Source organism: Rhizobium sp. SRDI943, assembly GCF_057653695.1.
Window position 1 is genome coordinate 817,606 of sequence record NZ_JBYGKN010000002.1, and the last position, 12,666, is coordinate 830,271.

At 55.3% G+C, this 12,666-nt stretch carries 10 protein-coding genes and 1 pseudogene; 4 read left to right on the top strand and 7 right to left on the bottom strand.

Translation table 11 applies throughout. The features are described from left to right. Positions 1-18: 18 nt before the first annotated feature. Both istA and istB read left to right on the top strand, forming a co-directional pair. A pseudogene (gene istA / locus AC245Y_RS27945) lies at positions 19-1,512 on the top strand (IS21 family transposase); the annotation flags it as partial. A gap of 5 nt (positions 1,513-1,517) precedes the next feature. Next, positions 1,518-2,252 (top strand): IS21-like element helper ATPase IstB, encoded by a 735-nt coding sequence (gene istB / locus AC245Y_RS27950; protein ID WP_017996675.1) that lies wholly within the window; start codon positions 1,518-1,520, stop codon positions 2,250-2,252. Between the two features lie 247 nt (positions 2,253-2,499). On the opposite strand, the gene AC245Y_RS27955 is transcribed toward istB, so the two are convergent. Further along, positions 2,500-3,063: a hypothetical protein gene (locus tag AC245Y_RS27955; protein ID WP_157628376.1), complete on the bottom strand. Its 564-nt coding sequence runs from the start codon at positions 3,061-3,063 to the stop codon at positions 2,500-2,502. Between the two features lie 407 nt (positions 3,064-3,470). Further along, positions 3,471-4,412, bottom strand: a complete 942-nt coding sequence (locus AC245Y_RS27960; RefSeq protein ID WP_017996762.1) for a hypothetical protein — start codon at positions 4,410-4,412, stop codon at positions 3,471-3,473. 890 nt (positions 4,413-5,302) lie between these two features. On the opposite strand from AC245Y_RS27960, the gene AC245Y_RS27965 reads away from it, so the two are divergent. Continuing rightward, positions 5,303-6,445 carry a hypothetical protein gene (locus AC245Y_RS27965; protein ID WP_157628375.1) on the top strand — a complete coding sequence of 381 codons (1,143 nt, stop codon included), beginning with the start codon at positions 5,303-5,305 and terminating at the stop codon, positions 6,443-6,445. A gap of 144 nt (positions 6,446-6,589) precedes the next feature. On the opposite strand, the gene AC245Y_RS27970 is transcribed toward AC245Y_RS27965, so the two are convergent. The 4 genes from AC245Y_RS27970 to AC245Y_RS27985 form a co-directional block, all read right to left on the bottom strand. Beyond that, on the bottom strand, positions 6,590-7,714 hold the full coding sequence (locus AC245Y_RS27970; RefSeq protein ID WP_017996759.1) for a hypothetical protein: 1,125 nt from the start codon (positions 7,712-7,714) through the stop codon (positions 6,590-6,592). 7 nt (positions 7,715-7,721) lie between these two features. After that, entirely contained in the window at positions 7,722-9,623 is a 1,902-nt protein-coding gene (locus AC245Y_RS27975; RefSeq protein ID WP_432431645.1) for an ORC-CDC6 family AAA ATPase, read from the bottom strand. Positions 9,624-9,628: 5 nt separating this feature from the next. Beyond that, positions 9,629-10,720 carry a phosphoribosyltransferase-like protein gene (locus AC245Y_RS27980; protein ID WP_017996757.1) on the bottom strand — a complete coding sequence of 364 codons (1,092 nt, stop codon included), beginning with the start codon at positions 10,718-10,720 and terminating at the stop codon, positions 9,629-9,631. Between the two features lie 127 nt (positions 10,721-10,847). Then, complete coding sequence (locus AC245Y_RS27985; RefSeq protein ID WP_017996756.1) at positions 10,848-11,177, bottom strand: helix-turn-helix domain-containing protein; 330 nt, start codon at positions 11,175-11,177, stop codon at positions 10,848-10,850. A gap of 48 nt (positions 11,178-11,225) precedes the next feature. Here AC245Y_RS27985 and ybiA point away from each other — a divergent pair, with 48 nt between their 5' ends. Next, a complete protein-coding gene (gene ybiA, locus AC245Y_RS27990; protein ID WP_157628373.1) occupies positions 11,226-11,723 on the top strand; it encodes a riboflavin biosynthesis intermediates N-glycosidase in 498 nt (165 codons plus the stop codon). Positions 11,724-11,729: 6 nt separating this feature from the next. On the opposite strand, the gene AC245Y_RS27995 is transcribed toward ybiA, so the two are convergent. Beyond that, positions 11,730-12,656, bottom strand: a complete 927-nt coding sequence (locus AC245Y_RS27995; RefSeq protein ID WP_017996754.1) for a PfkB family carbohydrate kinase — start codon at positions 12,654-12,656, stop codon at positions 11,730-11,732. Between the last annotated feature and the right edge of the window lie 10 nt (positions 12,657-12,666).

Sequence of the window (12,666 nt, forward strand, 5' to 3'; positions counted from 1 at the left end):
AGTGGATGGGGTGGGGAGTTGAAGAGAGTGGATACGATTGCCCGTGTCCGACGAGCCTTCCATGTTCAGGGCTGGTCGGTGAAGAAGATCACCAGAGAGCTGAATGTTTCGCGTAATACGGTTCGCAAAATCCTGCGTTCTGATGCGACTGATTTTGTCTACAAACGAGAACATCAACCGTTGCCCAGGATCGGAGCCTGGAAGGGTGATATTGAACGGTTCCTCATTGCCAACGAAGGCAAGGCATCGCGCGAACGGCTGACGCTGATCCGGATTTACGAGGAGGTCCGGGCACTTGGCTACGACGGCAGTTATGACGCGATCCGGCGATATGCCAAGACCTGGGCGATGAACCGGGGAGCCGTGACGGCGGAAGCCTATGTGCCCCTCTATTACGCGCCAGGCGAAGCCTACCAGTTCGACTGGAGCCACGAGATCATTCTGGTCAACGGGGTGACTACGACCGTGAAGGTCGCGCATGTCCGGCTCTGCCACAGCCGGATGATGTTCGCCCGAGCCTATATGCGTGAGAGCCAGGAGATGGTGTTCGATGCCCATGACAAGGCCTTCGCCTTCTTCCGTGGCACCTGCACGCGCGGCATCTACGATAACATGAAGACTGCGGTCGAGGCGGTGTTCGTCGGCAAGGAGCGACAATACAATCGCCGCTTCCTGCAGATGTGCAGCCACTATCTGGTCCATCCCGTTGCCTGCACGCCCGCATCCGGATGGGAGAAGGGACAGGTCGAGAACCAGGTCGGACTGGTTCGAGAACGCTTCTTCACACCACGTCTTCGGGTTAAAAGCCTGGATGAGCTGAATGTCTGGTTGCTCGATAAGTGCATCGCTTACGCCAAGGCACACCGTCATCCTGAACAGACCGAGCGAATGATCTGGCAGGTGTTCGAGGAGGAACGCGGCAGCCTCGTGCATTACGTCGGGCCGTTCGATGGTTTCCACAGCGTCCCGGCCTCGGTGTCGAAGACCTGCACGGTCCGTTTCGACAACAACAAATACTCCGTCCTCTCGACTGCGGTCGGCCGCCCTGTTGAGGTTCACGCCTATGCCGAGAAGATCGTCATCAGGCAGGACGGCGTGAACGTCGGTGAGCATCCGCGTTGCTTTGGCCGTGGCGAGACGATCTACGATCCCTGGCATTATGTCCCCGTTCTGGCTCGCAAACCCGGCGCTTTGCGCAACGGCGCACCGTTCAGGGACTGGGTGTTGCCAGCGGCGATGGAGAAGGTCCGCAAGCGCCTGAAGAGCGTCCACGACGGTGATCGGCAAATGGTCACAATCCTTGCATGCGTTCCCACCGATGGTCTGACGGCCGTCGATGCGGCCTGTCAGGAGGCGCTGGACCAGGGCGTCTGCTCGGCCTCGGTGATCATCAACATTCTGGCTCGTAGTCGTGACCCGGCTCCGGCCGCAACCCTGCAAACCCCGGATGCGCTGCGGCTGACCCATGAACCGGTCGCCGACTGCGCACGCTATGACAGCCTCAGGAGGGCAAGCTGATGGAACGCACACAGGTTCTCGAACTGATGAGCACGCTGAAGCTCTATGGAATGCGCAGCGCCTACGACGAGGTCATGGGCAACGGCATCAAACGGCAGCACGAGCCGCCGCGCATTGTCGGTGATCTCTTGCAGTCGGAGATCGCCGAGAAGCAGGCCCGCTCCATTCGCTACCAACTCAGCATCGCCAAGCTGCCGCTGGCCAAGGACATCGACGATTTCGACTTCACCGATACGCCGGTCAATGAATCCCTGGTGCGGGAGCTGGCTACCGGCACCTTCGTCGCCGATCAGCGTAACGTCGTCCTCGTCGGCGGCACGGGAACCGGAAAGAGCCATCTCGCCATCGCGATTGCCCGTGCACTGATCCGCAACGGAACACGCGGGCGCTTCTTCAACGTCGTCGATCTGGTCAATCGGCTGGAAACGGAAACGCGCAGCGGCAAGCAAGGGCGGACGGCCGACTATCTCAATCGTCTCGACTTCATCATCCTCGACGAACTCGGATACCTGCCTTTCGCCCTGGCCGGCGGCCAACTCCTGTTCCATCTGATCAGCAGGCTCTACGAGCGCACGTCGATCATTGTCACCACGAACCTGGCGTTCGGTGAATGGCCGACGGTGTTCGGCGATGCCAAGATGACGACGGCACTTCTCGACCGCCTGACCCATCACTGCGAGATTGTCGAGACCGGCAACGAGTCCTGGCGCTTCAAGAACCGCTCTCAAAGCTAAAAGCCGAAGAAGATCATCACCCGCACTTGGCCTACCCTCTGCAACCCCGGCCAGCGCCGGGCAGGCCAAGCGCTGATCTACAGCACAGGGGGGTCAAAATTGGATAAGCAAAAGGGGTCAATGTTCGGTGCTGATTGACACCGATTTTCTCGGTGCGTGCTTCGTCGGTCAGTTTCCGGGGCGCAGAAGTAGGCGTTCAGCGCCGCGACGCTCCTACTTGCTCCTTACCCGTCGTTCCGCACCTCGATTATGTGAAATCGAAGAAGTCCGCCAGTATTCGAACGTTTCCTGCCTCAACGGGATGGGTGCTCTTTCGAGCATCGATGGTAAGCAGTTCCACGTCGAGGGCGCGAAGACGATCTACCTCGTCATTATTCAGTTGCGCCGTCCTTAGATCCCAGACATTGGGCGCCAGCAGCACTACTCTGATACGTTCTGGCCAGAACTCCCTATGCAGCACGTCACAAACATCGGCGATATCCGGCATGTTATTGGCTGCGCGGGGCTGCACTGCCGACACGTAGTTCAGGCGCCAGAACCCATCTTCCCAAGCGTTTTCAGTGGCCTTGTCTATCTTTTGGACGAACTCGGCGGGGGTTTCGCCCATCTCATGAGGAGAAGTAACTCGCACCGCCAGACGTCTCTCGCGCGATAGCGCTCGGGGAGGAATGACTGAAGAGGTGGGCAGATTTCCGCCAAGGCGGAGATCACTAAGCATGTGCCTGATCAGGCGACTCTTGCCCGCATTTTGTTCGCCGCAGACCAGCAGAACCCGCTCAATATGTGCCCGTTTCCGTGTCGCTTGCTCCAAAAGTCCTGTCCCCCAAAATGCGACCAGCAATTAGATCGCGACAACTTACCGGACTTATCTGCCGGGATCATACCCCAATGCTCTCAAAGGCGGTCTGCAAATACCTGATGCTCGCTCCGGAGCCATATTCCCCCGTTAGCCGCGTGACCATCTCGTTTGATCGCAAGCGCGTTTCGAAGGGTAGTCGACGAGGCGTCCAAGCGCTCTGACACCAATTCCGATCATAAAATTGTCATCCGCCCGCGCAAAATTTGCCCCGGCTGCGGTAACCGCGATCGTTAGAGCGAAATATTGAGCCGCGTGTTTCATCTGCGTGCGCGATTTTAACTAGCAAACGAACAGTAAAGCAGCATTTTTAGGTTTTACAATTCGTCAACATCACAGGCGATTGGCATATTCAACCAACGTTACTGTCCCTTGATTGCCGCCGCGACTGCACTGCCGATCTGTGCCGCGAGTTGCGCGTTGAGTGCCGCTTGCGAGGGTCCACTTACCACGGAGGATTTTCCGGTCTTGTCTTTTTCGAGTTGGAAGGAGCCCGGACCCACCGTGATGATCAGTTCGTGGGTTTTCGTTCGATTCAGATCCAAGAGGGCCGCGTTGTTAGCCGTTACCCTAACAAGTGTCCAAGTCGGTGTGATGTTGCCACTCGTGACTATGACGAACTTATTGCTGTAGGTGGCGCTATCGGAAGTGTCCGGCCCAAGCGCTTTACCTTCACCATTCTCGGCGGCTCGAGAGGATCGGCGAAAGTTAACGACGGCGACTGCTCCGGGCAGCCACTCCTTGACCCCCAGTCCCGCGCCATTCACGAAAGGAGAACTTCTACTTTTCGGTCCCAGCAGTTCCTTCGGCATGGGATTGCACTTTTCTCCTCCAGCAGTCAGCTGCGCGGCCGTCCAGTAGAAGTCATACTTATCGTAATTGACATTCTGGGTGGAGAGAGTGCCGCCGAAGCCGAAGTTAAAGCTCCTGCCAACTGCTCCCGCGTTCGATACGCCGGGGACGCGTGGGTAGTTCAACGTCACGCCGGGTGTCAGGGTTGATGTTTCATCAGTCGTCAGGTTGAAACTGACTTGAGCACCCCAAGTATCCGGAAAAGGCCCGTCGTCAGGCGAGGTCACCTCGGATTGTTGATGAAAACGCCTCACACTATTCTCTGTTCGCGCGTCGAAAGCGCCTTTTTTTAATTCACAAAATATCGCTTGCTTGATTTGGAGTTCCAGGTGCGTCCTGGCTTTAGGATCGCTCCGATCGATAATATCGGCGACCTCGGCTACACCAAAGCCGCAACCCGACTGTAGCCCCGCGACTACAACTGTGATCGCGATATTTAGAATCCTGCCCATCGCGAACTCCGGTTACTTCTTTTGTTCGAGAAGTTCTTGGATCTTTCTCGCGGTTTCGGGCGGCATATTTGAAATATGCAGGTCAAACGGCGCCGACTTTATAGCCGCGTCAATGTTTGGCACTTGTAGGGACGCGCAGTACGCGCTGCATTCATTGCCAAAACGCTGGATTGCGCACAGACCTTGTGGGCAATTTGTTGGACACTCCACGTTCGCGCATGGATCTTGAGCGAAAGCATTGGAAGCAGTTAAAAGCGAAGTCGTAATTGCGACCGAAGCCAATAATGCACGCATGCCGCCAACCCCCTCAGCGATATACTTATGTTGTCCGCCTATAAATCCACACTTCACGTCTGGTTGCAATATCATACCTTCGCCACCTTGAATAAAGCGCTCACCAATAAGAAAGCCGTGTGAAGTTGCGACAGTTCCGTCTGGCGCGTTGCGATGATAGATCAGCGAATTACGAATCGCAGGGGAAGAGCATGCCGTTTTACAGAGTGACTTCTCGTACCTTGCTCATTGAGGCTGACGATCCTGTCGAAGCTGCGATGACCGCCTACAGGATGTTCGAGGATCGGACGCCCACTGAATTTGAGGTTGTTGGCCCCGATGCGGAGGTCAACGACGTTCATCTGTCCGCCGAGCAGCAAGAGCGAGCGATCACGATAGCATCTCAACCGTCCGACGCCCTAGCCAGCGAAGCCCACTCCGATAGAAGCTAGGCACTAGCTAGGCGACGCTATCTGACGCAAGTTGCGTTTCTTGACGGCCCCAAATCGAGAGGATCATTAATGAGCAGGCAGCATGCGACACCGCTTATCATTTCCGCAGACGGTGGGACGGTATCTCGGGCAGTGCCTCTCGGGCTTGGACTGGGCGGCCACGGGATGAGCGAAGGCGACATACAAGAGCTTATCCATCGCCATCCACTCTGCCTGCCGATAGGCGAAATAGATCCCATGTTCGCTGGCGCGATTGCTATCTGTCGGGAGCTTACGACACCGGCCGGACCAATCGACAATTTCCTCATTACACCGTCCGGACTGCCGGTTATCGTCGAATGTAAGTTGTGGCGTAATCCGGAGGGCCGCCGTGAGGTGATTGGCCAGATCCTAGATTACTCGAAGGAACTGACAAAATGGTCTTCGTCCGATGTGCAGAGGGAGGTCAGTAAGCGAACAGGTCGAAAGGGCAATGTCGTACTCGATCTCGTACGTGAGGCCGGATACGAAGTGGATGAAATCGCGTTCAATGACGCGTTGACGTTCAACCTGCGTCGCGGTCGGTTCCTCCTTCTCATAGTTGGAGATGGCATCCGCGAGGGAGTGGAGGCAATCGCGGATTACCTTCAGACACACGCGGGCCTTCATTTCACATTGGGCTTGGTAGAAATGCCGGTGTATTCGACCCCATCGGGAGAGAAGCTTGTCGTTCCGCGTGTGCTGGCGAGGACGCAGACGATTTTGCGGACGGTCATCAGTGTTCCAGATGGGGCAGCTATAGCCGACCCCGACGATGATGAGGGGGAAACAGCGTTCAACTCGGCTGAAACACCGGAAAGGCGCGAGGCGCGAGAGCGACGCCGAGATGTTCGGTACTCGTTCTGGACCGAGTTCCTTGGTGGACTGGAGCTTGACGATCCCGAACAGATGTTGCCTTCGCCCTCACTAGGTGGCCACGTTGTTTTCAAACTAGGTGCACCGGGTGGGTCGAGCTGGATCACGGTCTACCGCGACGTCCGCTACAACGCTGTTGGGGTGACGTTGTCGTCAAACGCAAATTCACCGGGCGAGCGAGCGTCTAGGTTGTTGTCAGACCAGGCTGATGAAATATCGAAAGAACTCGGTGGCGCAACTGTGGATTTTTCGGGGGATCGCCCAGATATCTCGCAGCGCCTGGTTCTGCGCGATCTCAATAATGCAGACGATCGAGGAAAAGCCATCAAGTGGCTTCGAGAGCGAACGAATGCTTTTGTGAATAGCTTGAGACCCCGGATTCGTTCTGCCCTCAGTGAAATTGAAAGGGGTTAGTATCGTAGGTCGTGAGAAGCTCCAATGTAGTCTCCATGGAGAAACTCCCGTTGCTCGTCCATGGATGCGATCAAAGATTAGGATCAGCAAGACAACGTGGGAGCGGAACACCGGTTACGATGAAATGTCGCTGGGGCGACAATTTTATGAAGCGTAACAGGAGCCGGTGAGCCAAAGAGAAACTGGGGTTCCGATTTCGTTTCCACTTAACGACGACGCCTCGTAGCGACTGGTTTCGATGTAGGCGAAACCCGTTCGAACGCTGAACCCGTCTTTTTTGTTGCGGTTCCTATTTTCGTAGCAGGCGAGTAGCGCCCCTACCGAAAGACCTTTGCTTGATAGCGGGGAGAGGATGAATCGCACACCGCCGAGTTCAGCAAGACTATCCTCATAGCGTTCCATCGCCGCGAGCAAATTCCGATAAAGCTGGAACGGATTGTCTTCGGTTGCGTATATCAGGTCGCGTGGGTCGACCCTAAACCGGTCGAAAAGGAGTTCGCCAATTTCACCTACAATGTTGTCTGCACGTCGCGCATCGCGTGTCTGAAGCGGAAGTATCGGGCACACGTCAGCTGGATTAACTTGCATGTGGATCCGCTCGAGTGCCTCGCGATTGCCTTCCCCTAAAACAGGAAACCAAATCTTTGGCCAAGCATCAGCCGCTTCCTCGTCGAGGCGGATGGACAGTCCTTGGATTGTTGCAAGCTCTGGCTCCAATTCTTTTTTGACGATCTTGGCATCCAAAGACGCGGATTCCGCGAAGATGACATGCAGATTGGTGGAAGAGGCAAGCGGCCTTCGGCCGCTCGGATGGACGAGCCGACCAAGGAAATTGTTCAGGATAGTGAGGTAAATGATCCGCGGAAGTGAACTTATGTCGACTACAACGTCTGAAAAATCTGCCAAATTGATGTCGCTGAGCAAAGTAATCGTGTTCCTAGAAATACTCCGCATGCCATCGCTGTCATTCGGAAGAAGATCGCGAACGTCCAGTCTTTGACCGAAAAGCTCTTCCAGGCCGACTTTGTTTTTGCTCCGAAGGACTGCCGATTGTTCATCGCCCGTGAAGCCGCTTTCGAAATTGATGGCAACGCAAGCAAGGGATGCTGATGTTGCTTGGACAACGATGGTTCCTAGCGGCTGGAGTGCCCGAGGATCAAAACCTAGACCGACAATAAAGAGCACCTTGCGATCGGGGGCAAGGTGGTCACCCCAAAACTCGGAAAATGCATCGCCACTGAAGCGATTGTAATCGTGCCACCAGTTCATCTAAAGCCTACAAAAGTTTTCGGAAGTCAGAAGCGGTGCCTCGACCATTTGCCCAATTGATGAGTGTCCGAAGGGGCACGCGCTGCCATCCACCGTAATGATAGACAAGGTCAAAATGTGCGCACAGCATGCGGTTGAGGTAGAACACGGTAAAGGTTCGACTGCCCTGTCGCACCTCGCGCATGTCGAGGATATTCTGGGCGACACAAGCGGTGATCACTTGAGCCAAGTCATGATATACAGCCGAGCTTCCTGCAGCCACGGCTCCTGCTAGCTGCACACGTTCCTCAGGAGATATGGCAAAACCGGTCACACCCGGTGCGTATGGCGCGGTTGCCGAATAGGTCTTTTCTTTAGCCATCATGCCGACAGCCTCCACAAGACGTTGGGCAAGCTCTCCATAACGAACTCCCCGTGAAAGCTCTTTGTAGCGCCGTTCAGCGAGCTTTTTTATCACGCTGTGCTGTGCGCTTGCTGACACGGCGGAAGAGGTGTTTCCCCTGATGACGCGGTTCGCATGAATGGTTTCAAAAAGACCGGCGCAGATCTGGAGAAACTCTTCGATGTTGAAAGTGGCGAGGCGTGCGATCCGTTCGACGCCATAATAGTAGGGCAGACCATAGTCCCTGGTGACAAAGCGCTCTGCTGCCTGCGAAACACCCGACGGAATGGGATCAGGGCCAATGATCGCCTCAAACTCCATCGACGCCGTAGACTTCCTGCTATCTCTGGCAATCAATATTCGTGTTTTTCCAAGCTCCACCGCGAGACGGAACGGATCGTCATTGTCCGCTTCTAAGACCGAGTCGATCCATGCCTCGTATTTTGGGATGGAGGAGGGGCCGTCGAGCAGATATCCTTTTAGCGCAGCAACGGCGTTTTCAATATCCGGCAAGAGTTCGCGATCAAGGGGAGTTGAACTTAGCACCGCATCGAATTGAACTTCGATTCCAGCCTGACGAAGCCGCCGGTCGGCGATCGCCATAGCGAACTGATGGAACTTGGATGTCCTGTCTGCCCAGACTCGTTCCAACTGGATGACTTGGTGATCACGCTCGTGTCGGCTGGCAGTGAGCATGCCACTGGGGTCAAGGACCTTTGTCTGTTCAGCAATCCACAGAATAAGAGTCGTCCGATGCTCCATGCTCTCGGAAAACAGAGCGTCGCGCTGCCAAGGTCTCAATCGCTGTACATCGTCGATCATGAGCAGCGGACTGCAGGCAAGAGGTGCATCGTCAACGAAAATGCTCGCCGACGCGAGCCATTGTATCGCATCAATTCCAATATGAGCAGGAAGATCAGAATCACCAGCTTCCGCCGTCAACGTATCGAGATAGCGAAGGCAACGCATCTCAATGTCTTCTGCCCAAGCTCGAAACTCCGGCGCCAAACCCTTCGCTGGGATCTGTCCTTGCTCTCGTAAAGAGTGTTTTGACCCGATCCGAATACGGGCAAGCGACCCTTGATCGTCGTAATCGATCCCCGCCAGGCGCGAGACCGCCCGAAGGGTACGCAGGATAATCCGGGCGTTGAGCAAAGCTTTAAACAGCCCGGCCGCTGCTTCTTTCGAAAGCGGCGGGCCGATTTCAGGGTACCCACCATTCGACGAAATGTAGACGCCCAGGAGCTTGGGTTTTGCGCTCCCGACAGCCCCGATTTCCTCCAGCCGCTGATAGATTTCATTGAAAGGAGCGTGGGTCCTGTTTCGCGTAGCTTGCTCAAGAGGACCGGGCGTGAACATTCTCAGCAGAGACGTCTTTCCGCCCCCTGGTGCGCTTCGAATGATAAGCGCTCCCGGACCGAATGCGTTTCCTGGCAGAACCTGCAATGCATCCGCAGCAAAATTCTGCGCGAACTCTTCGTCGGGAGACGATAGTTCGGAGTTGCGCGTAGCAAAGACGTTCTGCACCAACTTCAAGCGTCCTTATGTCGTGTAATCCTTGGGAACAGACCCCTTACAGATTTTGGCTCGTTTGCCCATAGCAGATACAGAGAGTTGTTCGGCGTATTATGGACTAGCACTACGGGGAGGGAGCATCCGGCATACCCTAGCTTCATATCTGTGGTCTTACCCTTGAGTTCATGAGAATCCATTGGCCGCTCGCGATAATATTTATCGCCCAGGACGAGATTCATAAAAGCCTGATCAAATTCTTGGTCGGCCTCGACAACGGTTTCCTCAGCGAGAGTATAGACAGCTATCGGGATTGGTGGCCTCCTGCCCATGCTCTCAAAATAGGGGGTCAGCTCTGTCTGGAGATAGTCCAGCGACCTCTGCGTGGCTACGTACAAGATCAGGTAGAACTGACAGTCGGCCGTCGTGAAGTTTGCCTGCTCGTGCTTGCGGACCTGATCGATCGCTTTGAAGACCTTGCCTTTCGGCTTCCCGTCCTCCATCCGGAAATAGGAGGTACCGCTGGCCGTGAAATCGTCGATCAGGAACACGTTTTCGAAGCTTGCCGTGTCGTCCTCTTCCGCTTTCCGCAAGTCCTCAAGGAAACTTGCCGCCTTGAAGTCTCCAATCTCGTACGCTTGCCAGACCTGTTCATTATCAAGCCCTGCGGATCGTCTGAAAGTATCCATTCGCGATCCGTCGCTCAAACCAAGGAACAGACTTCGGCGCTTGGCGCTTTTAAACTCGGGACTTCCGGCAATCTTCCCTACCTCGAACGAACGGCAGCCAATTTTCGCCGCGGCAGCGTCGATTAGCCTTGGTCTTGCAAAGTCGTGGTAGCTCGACTCCACCAATTGTCGCATTTCGATGCTTGAGATGAAAACGAGACGGCCGATCATCCACTCGTAGGCCACGTCTCTTTCGCCCGCCGTCTCGAATTGACGTAGCCAAAGACTTAAGCTCTCGATGAATTTTCGGCCGGGGGAGAATTGCTGATACTCGTCGTATTTGAGAAGTGCGAGGCGGTTTAGCCGAGCATACTCCTCACCAAACTTGACAGTATCCCAGTCCATAACCTTCGCGAGAAGGCTCTCGGCTAACTCTTGGCGCATGAATCATCCACTGGCGCGTCTATTTCGACGCCAAAGTGCACGAGTCACCCGCTAACGTAAAGTTGTGATTTAGGGAGATCTTACGCCCATCAGGGAAGGGCCGATCCGGCCAGTTCGAACTAAGATATCAGGTTGTCCGCCGGACCTCGTTGACGACACCGAGCAGGCGTGTGATGCGCTCGGCATCAACACTGGTGCCATCCCACAAATTTAGTACAGCTTCTTGAATTCGGACGAAGTCGGCAGGCTCGTCGAGTTTCGCATCCACGCCCAGCATCATGCAAATTTGCATGACATTACCGCTCGCAGTTTTAAATTGCCCGCGGCATATGCGACTGACTTGCCCTTGGTTCACCGCCGAGATACGCGCAATATCGCTGTAGCTGTAGCCTGACGCGAGGCGTTTAGCTTCGATGCGATTAGCGAGACTCTCGATGTCTTCGGGCTTGAGTTTCATGCTAATTTGCATAGAATAGTTTCTAAGGGATGACAAGGAGCAATGGTGATGACCAGTGAGACGGACATTCGGTTTTACCGAGCGAGCGAAAAGCCCTATGGAGCATTCAGCAATCTTTACCGGCGCGAGATCGAATTCGAGGGTGAGTTGTTCCAGACGTCGGAGCATGCTTACCAGGCAGGCAAGGCTCGGAAGCCCGACGTGAAGAAATGGCTGATGCAGGCGCCATCGCCATCGCTCCTCGCGATGGCGGCCCACGGCCTATACTATTGGGACGTCGCTCCGGGCTGGTCGAGAACAAAGTTCGACCGCATGCGGGGCGTCCTGAGAGCGAAGTTCACCCAGCACCTAGACCTTCAGAATATGTTGCTCTCGACCGGTGACGCTCGGCTTGTCGAATGCGCTACCGTGGACAATGAGGTCAACAGACTGTGGGGAGAGGTGAACGGCGTTGGGAAAAACATGCTCGGGGTCCTTTTGATGGAACTCCGAAGTCAGCTTCGTGAAGAACACGCTGACTGGACGCCTATGGAAGCCGCCGAGTAAGGGGGCTTAGTTCACTGCTTCGTGCAGAATGCTACGAGCAAGTTGCGGGCTCGCTTGCTCGAACAGGCCGCGGGCGCCCAGGAACGAGCAATTGGCAGCGGCCAGCCTCTGGCCAGCGCGAACTCCCTTAAGTACGGCGTGCAAGCCTACGGTCGCTGCTGTCTGTCCGGTTTCCACCAAATGATTGATGAGCCCTACGCTCACCATGTCGCCCGATCCGGAAGTGTCTTTGACCTCTGGAATTGAGATCGCTTCCGACCAGACGTGATTGGAGCCTTGGATCACCTCAAGGCCTTTAGCTCCATGTGTCATGATCGCAATGGAGTTCTTGCTACTGAGCGTAGGCAGTAGCTCACTGCCAAGCCGATCGCTGGAGAACTTGATTATCGTGGCGCATTCCACGGCTCGATTGAAAAGAGTCCGGTCTGAAACTGCAGATGGCTCGAAGAACACGATGCCATTCTGCTTTGCGACGGTCTCCATCGCCGAAACGATCGCTGGGCTCAACCTGTCTGCGTAAAACACAGAACAACCTTCGATAACCGTCGCAGCGGCTTCAACCTCTTGGTGATCTATTGGCTGATATCGAGGGAATTCGGCTTTCGTGTCGGGACACATGAAGCTGAATGAATGAGTACCCAGCTGGGTGTCCGTGAACTGGACCAATATGGGTGACGATATACTGTCATTCTTTGCGATGAAACGAGTGTCCGCCCCCGCGCACTTGAATTCAGCGATCAGGTGTTCGCCAACCGCGTCGGCGCCAAGTCGGAGAACAGGGATCACTTGGCGATCAAGCATCGCGAGCGACCAGAGAACGTTCGCGCAAGAGCCGCCAAGAGCCTCAAATGCCTTGCGGTCATTTTCATAAACGCGATCGAGGACCACAAACCCAGTGCCCACGACATCAGTCTTTGCTGCTCGGTTCACCATCGTTTTGTTC

What these genes read in the sequence shown, in the direction of transcription:
- istB (WP_017996675.1), top strand. Translation starts at nt 1,518, where the DNA reads ATGGAACGCACACAGGTTCTCGAACTGATGAGCACGCTGAAGCTCTAT.
- AC245Y_RS27985 (WP_017996756.1), bottom strand. Translation starts at nt 11,177, where the DNA reads ATGAAACTCAAGCCCGAAGACATCGAGAGTCTCGCTAATCGCATCGAA.
- AC245Y_RS27960 (WP_017996762.1), bottom strand. Translation starts at nt 4,412, where the DNA reads ATGGGCAGGATTCTAAATATCGCGATCACAGTTGTAGTCGCGGGGCTA.
- AC245Y_RS27980 (WP_017996757.1), bottom strand. Translation starts at nt 10,720, where the DNA reads ATGCGCCAAGAGTTAGCCGAGAGCCTTCTCGCGAAGGTTATGGACTGG.
- ybiA (WP_157628373.1), top strand. Translation starts at nt 11,226, where the DNA reads ATGACCAGTGAGACGGACATTCGGTTTTACCGAGCGAGCGAAAAGCCC.
- AC245Y_RS27995 (WP_017996754.1), bottom strand. Translation starts at nt 12,656, where the DNA reads ATGGTGAACCGAGCAGCAAAGACTGATGTCGTGGGCACTGGGTTTGTG.
- AC245Y_RS27970 (WP_017996759.1), bottom strand. Translation starts at nt 7,714, where the DNA reads ATGAACTGGTGGCACGATTACAATCGCTTCAGTGGCGATGCATTTTCC.
- AC245Y_RS27965 (WP_157628375.1), top strand. Translation starts at nt 5,303, where the DNA reads ATGAGCGAAGGCGACATACAAGAGCTTATCCATCGCCATCCACTCTGC.